Annotated in this window: 11 protein-coding genes; all 11 read left to right on the forward strand. The window is 61.2% G+C overall.

Going from position 1 to position 15,289, the window contains the following annotated elements:
- Positions 1-21 precede the first annotated feature (21 nt).
- Positions 22-576 carry a type VI secretion system contractile sheath small subunit gene (gene tssB / locus AB3X99_RS29010; RefSeq protein ID WP_342948797.1) on the forward strand — a complete coding sequence of 185 codons (555 nt, stop codon included), beginning with the start codon at positions 22-24 and terminating at the stop codon, positions 574-576.
- 18 nt (positions 577-594) lie between these two features.
- Positions 595-2,088 (forward strand): type VI secretion system contractile sheath large subunit, encoded by a 1,494-nt coding sequence (tssC, locus tag AB3X99_RS29015; RefSeq protein WP_069266629.1) that lies wholly within the window; start codon positions 595-597, stop codon positions 2,086-2,088.
- Positions 2,089-2,228: 140 nt separating this feature from the next.
- Positions 2,229-2,732, forward strand: a complete 504-nt coding sequence (locus AB3X99_RS29020) for a type VI secretion system tube protein Hcp (protein WP_028206760.1) — start codon at positions 2,229-2,231, stop codon at positions 2,730-2,732.
- Between the two features lie 81 nt (positions 2,733-2,813).
- The gene (gene tssE, locus AB3X99_RS29025; RefSeq protein WP_069266628.1) at positions 2,814-3,293 is read left to right on the forward strand and encodes a type VI secretion system baseplate subunit TssE; all 480 of its coding nucleotides are present in this window, start codon (positions 2,814-2,816) and stop codon (positions 3,291-3,293) included.
- 69 nt (positions 3,294-3,362) lie between these two features.
- A complete protein-coding gene (gene tssF, locus AB3X99_RS29030; protein ID WP_368604420.1) occupies positions 3,363-5,201 on the forward strand; it encodes a type VI secretion system baseplate subunit TssF in 1,839 nt (612 codons plus the stop codon).
- A complete protein-coding gene (gene tssG, locus AB3X99_RS29035) occupies positions 5,165-6,250 on the forward strand; it encodes a type VI secretion system baseplate subunit TssG (protein WP_342948799.1) in 1,086 nt (361 codons plus the stop codon). The genes tssF and tssG overlap by 37 nt, the downstream gene beginning before the upstream one ends.
- A 31-nt stretch (positions 6,251-6,281) precedes the next feature.
- A complete protein-coding gene (tssH, locus tag AB3X99_RS29040) occupies positions 6,282-8,942 on the forward strand; it encodes a type VI secretion system ATPase TssH (protein ID WP_368618862.1) in 2,661 nt (886 codons plus the stop codon).
- Positions 8,943-9,011: 69 nt separating this feature from the next.
- The gene (tssA, locus tag AB3X99_RS29045; protein ID WP_368618863.1) at positions 9,012-10,133 is read left to right on the forward strand and encodes a type VI secretion system protein TssA; all 1,122 of its coding nucleotides are present in this window, start codon (positions 9,012-9,014) and stop codon (positions 10,131-10,133) included.
- 2 nt (positions 10,134-10,135) lie between these two features.
- On the forward strand, positions 10,136-12,898 hold the full coding sequence (locus AB3X99_RS29050) for a type VI secretion system Vgr family protein (protein ID WP_368618864.1): 2,763 nt from the start codon (positions 10,136-10,138) through the stop codon (positions 12,896-12,898).
- Complete coding sequence (locus tag AB3X99_RS29055) at positions 12,895-14,301, forward strand: N-acetylmuramidase domain-containing protein (RefSeq protein WP_368618865.1); 1,407 nt, start codon at positions 12,895-12,897, stop codon at positions 14,299-14,301. The genes AB3X99_RS29050 and AB3X99_RS29055 overlap by 4 nt, the downstream gene beginning before the upstream one ends.
- A complete protein-coding gene (locus AB3X99_RS29060) occupies positions 14,298-14,960 on the forward strand; it encodes a hypothetical protein (protein WP_069266622.1) in 663 nt (220 codons plus the stop codon). The genes AB3X99_RS29055 and AB3X99_RS29060 overlap by 4 nt, the downstream gene beginning before the upstream one ends.
- The last annotated feature ends 329 nt before the right edge of the window (positions 14,961-15,289 follow it).

Here is a 15,289-nt window from a genome sequence, read left to right on the forward strand (position 1 = left end):
ACTCGAACAGGGGAGCCCTCGATGGCCAAGAAAGAAAGTATTCAGAAGCGCTTGCAGAAAGTGCGGCCGCCGCGCGTCCAGTTGACGTACGAAGTCGAACTCGGCGACGCGATTGAGGTGAAGGAACTGCCGTTCGTAGTCGGCGTGATGGGCGATCTCGCGGGTCAGTCGGAAGTCGAACAGCCGCGGCTGCGCGACCGCAAGTTCGTCAATATCGACCGTGACAATTTCGACGACGTCATGAAGGGCATCGAACCGCGCGCGGCGTTCCAGGTCGAAAACCGCTTGAGCGAGGCGGGCGGCAAGTTCGCCGTGGACTTGCGCTTCCGTTCGATGGCCGACTTCAATCCCGACGAAGTCGTCGCGCAGGTCGAGCCGCTGCGTCGTCTGCTCGAGGCACGCTCGAAGCTCGCGGACCTGCGCAACAAGCTCGCCGGCAACGACAAGCTCGAAGACCTGCTGAGCGAGGTGCTGGCCAATACGCAGCAATTGCAGGCGCTCGCGGGCAACACGGGCGGCGCTGGCGAAGCGGATCGTGGCGAGCGCAACGAATCCGGCGACGGCAACGAGCAATAAGCGCGAGGGGAAATCGACATGAATCAGCAGACTGGCGCAGTTCGCGCACCGGCCCTGGAAGAAGCCAAGGCCGCGCCCTCGTTGCTCGACGAGATCGTCGAAAAGAGCAAGGTGGCCAAATCCGAATCCGAGCACGCTCGCGCGAAAGACCTCATTGGCGAGCTCGTGCATCAGGTGCTGGAAGGCACCGTGATCGTCTCGAGCAATCTTTCCGCGACGATCGATGCCCGCGTGGCCGAACTCGACCGCCTGATCTCGGCGCAGCTGAGTGCCGTGATGCACGCGCCGGAATTCCAGGGGCTCGAAAGCACCTGGCGCGGCCTCGAGTATCTGTGCAAGGAAAGCAATACCGGCTCGACCATCAAGATCAAGGCGCTGCACGCGCCCAAGCGCGACATCGTGCGCGACTTCAAGACCGCCGTCGAATTCGACCAGAGCGCGCTCTTCAAGAAGATCTACGAAGAAGAGTTCGGCACGTTCGGCGGCGCGCCCTTCGGTGCGCTGATCGGCGACTACGAAGTGACGCGCCAGCCCGAAGACATGTATTTCATCGAGCAGATGTCGCATGTCGCGGCGGCGGCGCATGCGCCGTTCGTCGCATCGGCCTCGCCGGAACTGCTCGGCCTCGAGTCGTTCGCCGACCTTGGCAAGCCGCGTGATCTCGGCAAGGTGTTCGACACTGTCGAATACACGAAGTGGAAGTCGTTCCGCGACGCAGAAGATTCGCGCTATGTGGGTCTCACGCTGCCGCGCTTTCTCGGCCGCCTGCCGTTCAATCCGAAGGACGGCGCGACGGCGGAAGGCTTCAATTTCGTCGAAGACGTGGACGGCACGGATCACGCAAAATACCTGTGGTGTAACGCGGCATGGGCCTTTGCGGCGCGTTTGACCGCGGCGTTCGACGACTTCGGCTGGTGCGCGGCGATTCGCGGCGTGGAGGGCGGCGGCCTCGTGGAAGACCTGCCCACGCATACGTTCAAGACCGACGACGGCGAGATCGCGCTGAAATGCCCGACCGAAATCGCCATCACCGACCGGCGCGAAAAGGAACTGAGCGACCTCGGCTTCATTCCGCTCGTCCATTGCAAGAACTCGGACTACGCCGCGTTCTTTGCCGCACAGTCAGTGCAGAAACCCAAAAAATATAGTACCGACAACGCGAACGCGAATGCCGTGCTTTCGGCGCAGCTGCAATACATCTTCTCGGTGTCGCGCGTGGCGCACTATCTGAAGGCGATGATGCGCGACAAGATCGGCAGCTTCGCGTCCGCGCAGAACGTCGAAGTGTTCCTGAACCGCTGGATTTCGCAGTACGTGCTGCTCGACGACAACGCCTCGCAGGAACAAAAGGCGCAGTTTCCGTTGCGCGAGGCATCGATCCAGGTCAGCGAGATTCCGGGCAAGCCGGGTTCGTACCGGTCGGTCGCGTTCCTGCGGCCGCACTTCCAGCTCGACGAACTGTCGATTTCGCTGCGGCTCGTGGCGGATCTGCCGAAGCCGGCGAATGCATAAAACCGCGCGAGCGCGCAACTGAGTTGAGCAGGAGCGGTCCGCTATCCAGCGGATCGCACCGGGAAGCAACCCGGGGGCATCGCCCTCGGGCCCGCGTTAGCAAACTACCGTAAACCACCACTCTGGGGAGTCGAGGCGTTATGAAGGACATCTATCTAAAATTCGGCAATCCGGCCATCAAGGGCGAGTCGCAGGACAAGGACCATGCTGGCTGGATCGAAATCGATTCGTGGAATCACTCGATTCTGCAGCCGCGTTCGGCAACGGCCTCGACGGCGGGCGGTCACACGGTCGAGCGCTGCGAGCATGCCGACATGCGCTTCCTGAAGGACATCGACGTGGTGAGCCCGCTGCTCTATCAGCACGCTTCGGGCGGCACGACCTTCGACGAAGTCACGATCGACTTCATGCGCTCGGACGGCGAGGGCAACCGCATCAAGTACCTCGAAATCAAGCTCAAATACGTGATCATTTCCAGCATCACGCCGGAAGTGGTCGGCGAAGGGCTGCCCACGGAGCAGTTTTCGCTGAAGTATGCGGCCGTGCAGTGGAAGTACACGCAGCAGAAGATCGGCGGCAACCAGGGCGGCAATGCGCAAGGCGCATGGAGCCTCACGAAGAACGACAAGACCTACGCGGTCTGACGCGGCGTGCGCAGGCGGCGCGCGCGATCGCGTGCAATGCCTGCGCCGGTTTCATCTGGCTGACCGACTCTATTTGAACCGATGAAGCGTTTCGAGCCAGGACTGCTTGACAAGCTCTTCGACGACGATCCGCATTCGCCGGCACCGGCGGCATTGCGGCAGTTCTCGATCGAAGAGCTCAAGGCGACCGTTGCGCGCGATCTGGAGTCGATCCTGAATTCGCGCATCGCGTTCACCGAGCACGAACTCGCGATGTTGCCCGAGTGCCGCCGTTCGATCCTGACCTACGGGCTGAACGATTTCGCTGGCTTGAGCCTCGCGAGTCATTACGACCGCGCGTTCATCTGCAAGTCGATCCAGCAGGCGATCGAGCGGCACGAGCCGCGTTTGCAGCGCGTAACGGTGACGCTCGAACTGAACGAGCGCTCGACCAACGCACTGTACTTCGCGATTCAGGCGTTGTTAGTGGTGCATCCGGCGCAAGAGCCGGTGAGTTTCGACGCGATGCTGCAGCCATCGACGCTGCAGTATTCGGTCACGCGCGCACGCGCAAAAGCATGACGCGGCCGCGACCGGCGGCGCGCGACATGGCATGACACAAAGGTAGTTTTGGGGGGCGGGAGCGTACCGATGGAAGAGCTGTTGCCGTATTACGAGCGCGAATTGTCGTTCCTGCGGCGTTATTCGCGCGAATTCGCCCAGCGCTACCCGAAGATCGCGGCCCGCCTCGCGATGACGGGGGAGCACTGCGAAGACCCGCACGTCGAGCGGATGATCGAGTCGTTCGCGTTGCTCGGTGCGCGCATCAACAAGCGACTCGACGACGACTACCCGGAGTTCACCGAGGCGCTGCTCGAGGTGCTCTACCCGCATTATTTGCGCCCATTCCCCTCGTGCTCGATCGCCCAGTTCGGCGCCGCGGGCGCGCTCGGCAATCTCACCGAGCCGGCCGTGATCGAGCGCGGCACGGAACTGAAGTCCCGGCCGATCCGCGGCGTGCAATGCCGCTTTCGCACCGCCTATGACGTGACGCTCGCGCCGATCCGCATTTCGGAGGCGCGCTACGTGCCGACGGCGATCGCACCGAGCGCGACCGTGCTCCCGCCGAATGCAACCGGCGTCCTGTCGATCACGTTCGAGTCGACGTCGCCGCAGTTCGACCTCTCTGCGTGGAGAAGCGGCGGGCTGCGCACTTACCTGCACGGCGAGCAGTCGTTCATCGCGGCGCTCGGCGATTGCCTCTTCGTGCACGCGATCGCCGCCTACGCCGAGCCCGAACGCAATGGCCGCTGGCGCGCGCTCTCCGCGCTGCCGTTCGCGCAAGCCGGCTTCGACGCGGCTGACGCGCTGATCGACTATCCCGCGAAATCGCACCCTGCGTACCGCTTGCTCACGGAGTATTTTGCGTTTCCGGACAAGTTCGATTTCGTCGACTTCGACCTCGCGGCAATGACCGCCGCGGCGGGCCGCTGCCAGCGACTCACGCTTCATATCGTGCTCAAGGACGTGCGCGGCGACTCGCACGTGGCACGGTTGCTCGACGCACTCGCGGCGCATCATCTGCGGCTTTTCTGCACGCCCGTGGTGAACCTCTTCAAGCAGCACGGCGAGCCGATTCGCCTCGATCATCAGGCGGTCTCGTATCCGGTGGTGGCGGAGGGCCGGCGAGCGTTCGCCTATGAAGTTTATTCGATCGACTCCGTGCAACTGGTGCGGCAACGCGCACACGAAGAAACGGTCGTCGAGTTCCGGCCTTTTTATTCGCTGCGGCATGGCGAATCGATGCGGGCCGGCCACTACTGGTTCGCCCGGCGCGACGAAGCCGTCGCGCAAAAGAGTCCGGGCTACGAAACCGAAATCTCGATCGTCGATATCGACTTCGAAGTCGATACCGAGCAAAACGAAACATTGAGCCTCGATCTGACCTGTACCAACCGCGATTTGCCCACTGCGCTCGCGACCGGGCTCGAAGGCGGCGATCTGTTTCTGGAGGGCGGCGCGATGGCGAGCAGCATCGCGCTCCTGATGCGGCCGACGCCCTGCGTGCGCTTCGAGCGCCGCCAGGCCGCGCACTGGCGGCTCATTTCGCATCTCGCGCTCAATCACGTCTCGCTCGTGAACCACGGCGCCACGACGCTCAAGGAAATGCTCGCGCTCTATGACCTGCGGCGCACGGCGGTTTCGGCGCGGCACGTGGACGGCATCGTCGACGTCGAGCAGCGCGCCGCCGTGCAATGGCTGCCCGGCAAGCCGTTCGCGACCTTCGTGCGCGGCATCGAAATCCGCCTGACCGTCGATGAGGATCACTTCGTCGGCACGAGCCTCGGAACGTTCGTACGCGTCATCGACGTGTTTTTCGGGCTTTACGTGCACATCAACAGCTTCGTGCAACTGGTCGTCGTTTCGCGGCGCACCGGCGAGGAGATCATGCGATGCAGCCCCCGCAGCGGCGAATCGATTCTGGCGTAATCGAGCGGCTGCTCGATGAGCCGCACCGCTTTGGTTTTTTCCAGGCGGTGCGCCTGCTCGAACGCTGGTTCGTCGACAAGGCCGGCGCGCGGCAGCGTGACGTGCTCCCACAGCGTATCGGCTTTCGCAACACGCTGTCGCTCGCGTTTCCTGCCAGCGAGATCGCGGGTGCCGTGTCTTATGACGCGGCTGGCGCGCCGCTGGCCGATGCCGGCCAGCGCACGGCGGCGCTCGATGCAGGCGAACTCGAACGCGTGGATCTCACGCCCGCGTTCTTCGGGCTGCTGGGCGCGCAAGGCGCGCTGCCGCTGAACTACACCGAGCAGATCGTCGCGCGCGAGCAATTGCGGCGCGACCGCGCGGCACGCGAGTTTTTCGACGTGTTCTCGAACCGCGCCACGGCGCTGTTCTATTCGGCGTGGAAAAAGTACCGGCTGCCGTTGCACTACGAACTCGATCGCGACGAACGCTATCTGCCACTGCTGCTCGCGCTTGCGGGCGTGGCCAACGACGCGTCGCGCGAGAGCCTGCAGGACGGCGGCGGCGCGCTCTTCGACGAGGCGATCGCGGGGCATGCGGTGGCCGCGCGTCATCAGCCGGTTTCCGCCGCGTATCTGCGCCAGACGCTCTCCGACTATTTCGGCGTGCCCGTGCAGGTCGAGCAGTTCGTGGGCAAGTGGTACGACGTGCCGCCCGACCAGCTTTCCATGCTCGGCCAGCGCAACGTGATGCTCGGTGCAACGGCGCTTGCGGGCGAGCGCGTCTGGCAGCGCGACATGCGTGCGCGCCTGGTGATCGGGCCGCTTTCGAAGGCGGACTATGAGGCCTTCCTGCCGGGCGCGGAACACGCGCTCGCGCTCGAACGCATGCTCACGCTGCTCGCGCGCGTGACGCTCGAATACGAGGTGCTGCTGGTGCTGCGCCGCGAGGAAGTCGGGCCGAGCCGCCTGGGCGCCGGCGCGCGTCTGGGCTGGGATGCTTTCCTTTGCACGCACGAAGCCGACCGCGAGCGCCGCGACGCACGCTACGAACTGCACGTCATTCATTGAACACACGAGACCCGAGGCCGGACCGGACGACATGAGCACGCCCCTGAAAACCCTGATCGCGAAGCTGAACACGACTTGCCGGCTGGCTACCGAGCGTGCGGCCAGTGCGTGCCTGTCGCGCGGGCACTACGAAGTGGACCTCGAACATGTGCTCCTCGCGCTGCTCGAGGAACCGGCCAGCGACCTCGTATGCGTGCTGCGTGCGTCGCGCGTCGATGCGCATGCGCTGCGTGCGGATCTGGAACGCGAACTGCAACGCCTCAAGACGGGCAACACGCGCACACCGGTGTTCTCCCCGCATCTGATCGCGCTGTTCGAGCAGGCCTGGCTGATCGCGTCGCTCGACTCGCAGATCGGGCGCATCCGTTCCGGTCATCTGCTGCTCGCGCTCTTGAGCGCGCCCGATCTTGCGCAGTTCGCGCAGCGCATATCGACGCGTTTCGCTGAGATTCCTGTCGGCGAACTCAAGCATCGTTTTGATGAAGTGACGCTCGGTTCGGTCGAGGTCGAGCCTGTCGAAGGCGCGGCAGAAGCTGGTGGCGAGGTCGGAAGCGCAACAAGTGTCGCTGCGTCGAAAACGCCCGCTCTCGACACCTACACGACTGACCTGACCCAGCGTGCGCGCGAAGGGTTTGTCGACCCGGTGATTGGGCGCGAAGCGGAGATCCGCCAGACGATCGATATCTTGATGCGCCGCCGCCAGAACAACCCGATCCTCACCGGCGAGCCGGGCGTGGGCAAGACGGCCGTGGTGGAAGGGCTCGCACTGCGCATCGCCGCGGGCGATGTGCCAGAGGCGCTGAGCGGCGTTGCGCTGCGCGTGCTGGACATGGGGTTGCTGCAGGCCGGCGCGAGCGTGAAGGGCGAGTTCGAGAACCGTCTGAAAAGCGTGATCGACGAGGTCAAGAAGAGTGCGCAGCCCATTGTGCTCTTCATCGACGAGGCGCATACGATCATCGGCGCAGGCGGTCAGGCCGGCCAGAACGATGCGGCGAACCTGCTCAAGCCCGCGCTCGCGCGTGGCGAGCTGCGCACGATCGCCGCGACGACGTGGAGCGAGTACAAGCGTTACTTCGAGAAAGATGCGGCACTGGCGCGGCGTTTTCAGGTGGTCAAGATCGAGGAGCCCGACGAAACGCTCGCGGCGGCCATGCTGCGCGGCATGGTGGGGCTCATGGAGCGCCACTTCGACGTGCGCATTCTCGACGAGGCGATTACCGAGGCCGTGCGGCTTTCCCACCGGTATATCAGCGCGCGGCAACTGCCCGATAAGGCCGTGAGCGTGCTCGATACCGCGTGCGCCAGAGTGGCGCTCGCGCAGGGCGCGACGCCTGGTGCGATCGATGACGGCAAGAAGCGCATCGAACGTATCGAAGCGGAGATCGCCTCGCTCGAGCGGGAAACCGTGCATGGCGCCGAGCATGAGGGGCGCCTCGTGGCGCTGCGCGAGGCGCGGGACACTGCCGCTCGCGAACTGGCAGAAAGCGAGGCGCGCCACGCCGAGGAGCGCGAACTCGTGGCGCAGATCACGAAACTGCGCGGCCAGATCGACGCGGCGCGCGAAGACAGTACGTCATCCGAACGAATGCGCGAAGCCGATGCCGCGCGCGAATCGTTGCCTCCGCTCATCGCGCGCATGCACGCGCTGCAGGAGAACGCGCCGATGGTGCCGCTGCAGGTCGACGCACACGTGGTGGCGGAAATCGTCGCGTCATGGACCGGGATTCCGCTTGGCCGCATGGTGAAGGATGAAATCCAGACCATGCTGAATCTTCATCCGCTGCTGGCCGAGCGCGTGATCGGCCAGGATCACGCGCTCGAAGCCATTGCGCAGCGCGTGCGGACGGCGGGCGCGAATCTCGAGGATCCCAACAAGCCGCGCGGCGTCTTCATGTTCGTGGGACCGTCCGGCGTGGGCAAGACGGAGACGGCGCTCGCATTGGCGGACATTCTCTACGGCGGCGAGCGCAAGCTCATCACCATCAACATGAGCGAGTATCAGGAGGCGCACAGCGTATCGGGCCTGAAGGGCTCGCCGCCCGGCTATGTGGGCTATGGCGAGGGCGGCGTGCTGACCGAGGCCGTGCGCCGCAATCCATATTCGGTCGTGCTGCTCGATGAAGTGGAAAAGGCCCATCCGGACGTGCTGGAAATGTTCTTCCAGGTTTTCGACAAAGGCACGATGGACGACGCCGAGGGGCGTGCGATCGACTTTCGCAATACGCTTATTATCCTTACGTCGAATGTGGGATCGACTGCTGTCATGCAGGCCTGCCTGAACAAGCCCAATGAAGAACTGCCCGACGCACAGGCGCTGGCAGAGCTGCTGCGCCCGCAACTGTACAAGTCGTTCAAACCTGCTTTCCTCGGCCGCATGAAAGTCGTGCCGTATTACCCGATTTCCGATGACGTGCTCGCGGAGATCATCGAGCTGAAGCTGGAACGCATCCGCCGCCGCGTCGAGGCGAACCACGGTGCCAAATTCGAATGGGACGAGTCGCTCGTCGATGCGGTGCTTGCGCGATGCACCGAAGTCGATTCGGGCGCGCGCAATGTCGATCACATTCTGAACGGCACGCTCTTGCCGGAACTCGCACAGCAGATTCTGGAGCGCATCGCGCAGGGCACGTCGCTCGCGCGCGTGAGCGTGCGCGCCGATGATGCGGGTGAGTTCGAGTACGCGGTGCAATGACCATGACGTTGATACGCGACCCCCATGCTTCGCTCGAAGCCCGACGCCTTAGCCCTTCTGTAGAACGCCATGTCGACTGACACGACCGCGCTGCTAGCGCCCATTAATGAAGCGTCGCCGTGCGGCGCCGACCTGCTGTTTTCGGCGGATTTCGACGCGATCCAGCATGCACGACGCTTCGACGACCCGTCGCTCGACCAGGGCGAGTGGATCACCGAGATCAAGGAAGCCGACTGGCCTTTCGTCGTCGAACGCTGCACGGCGTTGCTGCGCACGCAGACGAAGGACTTGCGGCTCGCCGTGTGGCTCACCGAGGCGCTCGCGATTCAGGAGGGCGTGCCGGGCCTCACGCAGGGCTATGCGCTCCTGAGTGGACTGGTCGAGCAGTTTTGGGAGCAAGTGCATCCGCTACCCGAAGGCGACGATACCGAGTACCGCCTCGGCAATGTCGCGTGGCTTGCGGGCCGCACGGCGGAATTGCTGCGTTCGGTGCCGCTCACGCAGTCGGGTGTGGCTTTCAGCGCGATCGACTGGGATGTCGCGATGCACGTCGCGCAGGCCGTCAAGCGCGATCCGGATCACGCAGACGATATCGCGCGCGGCAAGCCTTCGGTGGAGCAGATCGACGCCTCGAAGCGCGCCACGCCGGCAGCTTTCTATAGAACGCTGCTCGCGCAGTTGAAGACCTTCGAAGCCGCTCTCGCAGCGCTCGACACGGTGCTCGAGGCTCGCGCAGGTGATGCCGCGCCTAGCTTCCGGCAAGCGCGGGAAGCCTGCGAGAGCGTGTATGGACTTGCAGAGCGGTTCGCGCGTGACGTGGGCGTGAACCTGAATGCGGAGGCTTTGGAGCACGCCGTGCAGCCTGCCGCTTCGCCCGTGGCGGTCGAACGCGCGGAACCGAGCTTCAAGACACCTTTGCCCGTTGAGGACACCATGGCGAATCCGATTCGAATGCCGGTACGCGCGTACGCGGGCATACAGAGCCGTGCCGAAGCCGTTGCGCAACTGCGCGCGGTTGCTGTCTTCTTTCGCGAGACCGAGCCGCATAGTCCTGCTGCCTATCTCGCAGACAAGGCGGCGGAATGGGCGGAGATGCCGCTGCACAAGTGGCTTTCGACCGTGGTGAAAGACGATGGCACGCTCGCGCAGATTCGCGAGATGCTGGGTGTGAAGACCGATGATGCGGGTTGAGCATGAATCTCACTGAACTTGTGCAGGTCATTCAGGGCGGTCTGATCCAGCAGGACCGCCTGATCAAGGCCGATATTCCGGTCTTGCCGGATAGTGCGCTCGTGCCGCGCAGGGCAGTTCTTTGTTCGGAGCTGGGGCGCGATTTCAGCGGTACGCTCGACCTCGTGTCCACGGCGGGTGACATCGAGCTCAAGAAACTCATCGCGCAGCCAATGACGCTGTGGATTCAGCAAGCGGACAAGTCCTATCTCCCGGTCAACGGCTATATTCATACGGCCCGAAGGCTCGGCGCGGACGGCAGCTTCACGAGTTACCAGCTGACCTACGCCTCATGGATGCACTTTCTGCGGTTCCGCAGCGACATGCGGTACTGGCAGGACAAGAGCGCCGACGCCATCATCACGGACGTATTCAACGAGCATCCGCAGGCGCGCGGCCAGTTCCAGTTCGCCTTGAGCAAGCCGCTGCCGCAACGCTCGTATTGTCGCCAGAGCGAAACCGACTGGAACTTTGTTCACCGGTTGATGGAAGAAGAAGGTCTGTTCGGCTTCTGGCGGCAGGCCAAGGACGGCAAGTCGCATACCTTGGTGGTGACCGACGACATCCACACACTCGATGAGGTGTCGCCTAATCCGGTTACGTTCTACCGGTCGGGAACTGGCAGCGAAACGGACGCCTTCACGCAGTGGTCGGGCTCGCGGACGTTGCAGAGCACGGCGCATACGACGCGCACGTTCGACTACAAGGCACCTTCATCGGCGGTCAATCCTAAAGGGACAACGCTGCCGACGATGGCGAACCAGGGGGATTTGCCAGAGCAAGCTGAGGTCTACGAATATACCGGTGCATATACATACTCGGACCAGACTCGTGGCGAACACCTTTCAAGAGTTCATCTGGAAGAATGGGAGTCGCGTGCCAAACGGTTCTATGCGGCGGGTGGCGTTCGCGGTATGGATGCGGGACTGCGCTTCGAACTGACCGGTCACCCGGAGCACGATCACGATCCGGCGGGCCAGCGGGAATTCGCGGCAATCAAGGTGCGCCGGTACATCGAGAACAACCTGCCGCTTTCGGACCACGAAGCGAGCTTTCCGCACAGCTTGCAGAACGAACTGGCGAGGGCCAAATCCGGGCACACCGGAGAAACTGTTACCCAGGAAGACGGTTCCGCAGGTTTTTATCTGGTCGAAGTCGAAGCGCAGCGCGTGACGGTTCCTTATCGCAGCCCGTTCGAGCACAAGAAGCCGGAGATGCACCTGGAGACCGCCATCGTCGTCGGACCACAGGGCGAAGAGGTCTACACAGACGAACTGAATCGCGTGAAGGTGATGTTTATCTGGGACCGGCAGAATCCAGGCGATGCGGGCGCTTCGTGCTGGGTGCGGGTTGCGCAGTCGGATACGGGGGGCGGTTACGGTAGCGTTCACGTTCCTCGAGTTGGCGAGGAAGTGCTGATCGGGTATGTGGGCGGAGATTGCGATCGGCCCATCGTCCTGCATCGCGTCTACAACGGGAGTGTCCAGCCGCAGTGGCACAGCAACGGTATTCTCTCGGGCTACCGGTCGAAGGAGTATTCGGGTTCCGGCTTTAATGAAATGGTGCTCGACGATGCGACGGGGCAGAATCGGGCGAGGTTGTACAGCAGTACGGGGAACAGTGTGCTTCATCTGGGGTATCTGATCGACCAGAGCGGAAATACGCGCGGTTCATACCTTGGATCAGGATTCGATCTGAAGACGGATTCGTACGGTGCGGTGCGTGCTTCGCAGGGGCTGTACGTCACGACGCATCCTAAACAGGCTGGCAGCCAGCAACTGGACGTGAGCGAGGCCAGACAGCAACTCATGGGCGCCAAGAGCGTGGTTGAGTCGATGTCGCAGGCTAGCGAGGCGCATCAGGCGGAGAGTCTCAGTGACGGGCACGATGCGCTCAAGTCCTTTACCGATGCGACACAGAGCAGTGCGCAGGGTGGGGCATCGTCTGGTGGTAGAACGGCTGGAGGTGGCACCGGCAATGCGAACGCGTTCAAGTCGCCTGTGATGCTGGTTGCGAGTCCGTCCGGTATTGCGCTGTCGACGCAAAAGTCAGTGCACTTGGCGAGTGATCAGCAGACTAACCTGGTTAGTGGACAGAGCACGTTCATCGCCAGCGGGAAATCGCTTGTAGCCAGCGCTGCCGAGAAGATCAGTCTGTTCGTGCAGAACGCGGGGATGAAACTGTTTGCGGCTAAGGGCAAGGTCGAAGTTCAGGCGCACTCGGACAACATCGAGTTGACTGCACAGAAGACGGTCAAGGTGCTTTCCGCGACAGAGAATATCGAAGCCGCCGCGAAACAGGAAATCCTGCTGACGTCAGGCGGGGCCTATATCCGCATCAAGGATGGCAACATAGAAATTCATGCTCCTGGGAAGATCGATATCAAGGGTGCGCAGCATTCGTTCGCGGGGCCTGCGCAAGCGAATTATCCGATCCCAGCGTTGCCGATACCTGTTGACGTACAACGGTATAGCAACCTCCTCGACCTTTCTGGACTTGACGTTGTTTCCGAAGATTACGCGCATTTGTGGGCGAACGCGCCTTATTACGTTGCGGATCAACAAGGAACAGTTATAGCAAGCGGTGTAACCGACCAATTCGGGGTGGGAAGCCGCTTTTTTACCAGAGAGTCTCAGCAGGTAGACGTGTGGGTAGAAAGTGAGAAATGGCGTGTCTCCGAGGAGGAGCACCTATCTGATGATCAGGCATTGCGAGGTCAAGCATGACCAATGAGGATGGCAACTACGTCGTTCAACCCGGCGACACGTTGAGTGGGATCGCTCAGCAAAAAGGTGTAACCTGGCAGGCCATCGCACAAGCGAACTGTATAGGCGACCCTCGTGAGTTGCGTGCGGGACAGACGCTCAAGATTCCGAAGCGAAAATCTGGGAAGGTGCGTGCGCATGTACTGGATGCCGATCATAATCCGCTCGGGAACGTCTCTTATCGTATCAAGGGCGCCGACCGCGAAGTGTCTGGCAAGACGGGAGCCGGTGGGCAAACAGAGGACTTTTGGCCGTCGACCCAAGACGAAACGATTGAGTTCCTCATTCAAAAGCTGAACGGTGAGTGGAAGATTGTCCATGTAACAATGTCGTCGATGAACGACAAGCTTATTACGCTTGTGAGTCCTCGGCTCAAGTTAACCGCACAGACAGTCCTCCATCCAAAAAATGCAGCTGTGTCTGAATATGGCGCGAAATCAGGTCCTAAGGCGGCACCATTAGGAAGCCAGACCTCATCGAGGTTTGCACCCGATAAAGGTGTCAAGACCAAACTGGAAGAGGACAAGAACGGCGCTTCAGTCTTGAAGGCGACCAGCGATGATGCGTCTCTTGATGAATTTCTTGACAAGTATACCGGCGATCCGATTTGCGAAGATGACTATAAGGCGGCTGCTAAATCGCTGAGCTGCAACGTCAACGCCGTAAAAGCAGTCCATGAGACGGAGGTCGGTTCGGGGAGCTTTACTATTGTGGATGGGCGCACCGTCCCCAAGATTCTTTACGAGCGGCATTATTTTTATCGGCTATCTGGAAAGAAGTATTGGGACACAAATCCCGATCTTTCTTATCCCGTGGGCTACTATCGCCTGAAAAAGAAGTACTACAAGAAATCCGAGACGCTGACCAAAACAGACGGGACGGCCGCTGCCGTCGATGTTTGGGTGCGATATGACGACAAGGATAAATCTCACGCTGCGGGAGCAGAAACGGGCAAACAATTGCTGCGTGAAGGAGTGCTCCTTGACGATCGGGATTTTTATAAGGATAGCTATCGCCGACTGAGAAAGGCGTTTCGACTCGATGACACAGCGGCACTGGAGTCATGTTCCTGGGGAGCGTTCCAGATTATGGGCTCCAACTACAAAACGCTAGGGTATGACTCAGTACAAGCCATGGTGAGAGCCCTTTCCCGATCTGAAAAAGCGCATCTTGACGGATTTGTGAATTTTGTCAAGGCCGATCCGGTACTATTGAAGGCCATCCAGAAGGAAGAGTTTACCAAATTTGCATCCCGTTACAACGGACCATCGTATGCCGAGAACGACTATGATGGAAAGATGAAGAGAAATTTTGACGCACTGCAGAAGGCGGACGCAAAGCGCAATGCGCAGGAGGGCAAGTGAAAGTAACCAGGGTAAAGACGATCGGCATGGCTTTGATCATGCTGTCTGCATTCAACGTTGCCCGCAGTGAAGAACAATCAGGTGCGTACACGCTTCGGACAGTGGCTGGAACGCAGCTTGACTACAGGAAGTTGTTCTTGTCTTTCGACGGCGATCGGGTCTCTGGATTTTTTGATAATCCGTTCACTCAGCCCGCATCAAACGATCCCGACGCAAATCCAACTTGTCGCTTTTTTCTCACAGGCAAGCTGTCGTCTGCCGGCGAGGTGAAACTCGATACCTGGTATCCCACGGAACGCGGCAAGGCCGATGAGACGGGCGCGTCTGTTGCCCTGAAGAAACGGTCTGACGGTACCTGGATTGCCACCTTGTCCGGCGCGTTACCCAATTGCGACGTGCCGACTATTGCGACGGGCGATTTTCTGAAACTGGATACGCCACAACCGTGGCGCGTCATCAACTACGTTGCAGTTCCGAAATCAATTCTTTATTCCGCGCCGGCAGACAGTAGCAGGACAAAGGCCTATCTCGTTCGACTAGATCCTGTGGCCGTGCTTGAAACGCGTTCCAGCTGGTCCAGAATCGACTACCTCGGTAAGGGAGGGGGCCTCGTGCGATGGGTGAAATCTTCCGACCTCTCCGTACGATTAGGACAGTAGGGCTGCCTCGCAAGGAATCCAATTGACCCGTGAGACATTCTGCCGATGTTGCACGAGTATCCAGTGCTAGTGCGTCAGGAATCGTCTCTATCCGTCGTTGCCAACTACAGAACGCGCTAACACATGCGACGCTATTTGATTGCTTTTTTAGCGGCCACGATGCTCGCAGCATTCGCCTCTGGATGCCGGGCCACCGGGTCAAACGTGAAATCGATCGCTCGATCAGATCCGTGATGTCCAGTTTATCGTGCTATTTGGCGTCAAGCCGGGATGAACCGTGCCACGTTACCGGATGCTTCATCACGACAAGGCCGCCGCGAACGGAACGG

Origin of the sequence: Paraburkholderia sp. BR10882, assembly GCF_040948855.1 — a bacterium.
In the GTDB taxonomy this organism is placed as follows: Bacteria; Pseudomonadota; Gammaproteobacteria; order Burkholderiales; family Burkholderiaceae; genus Paraburkholderia; species Paraburkholderia nodosa_A.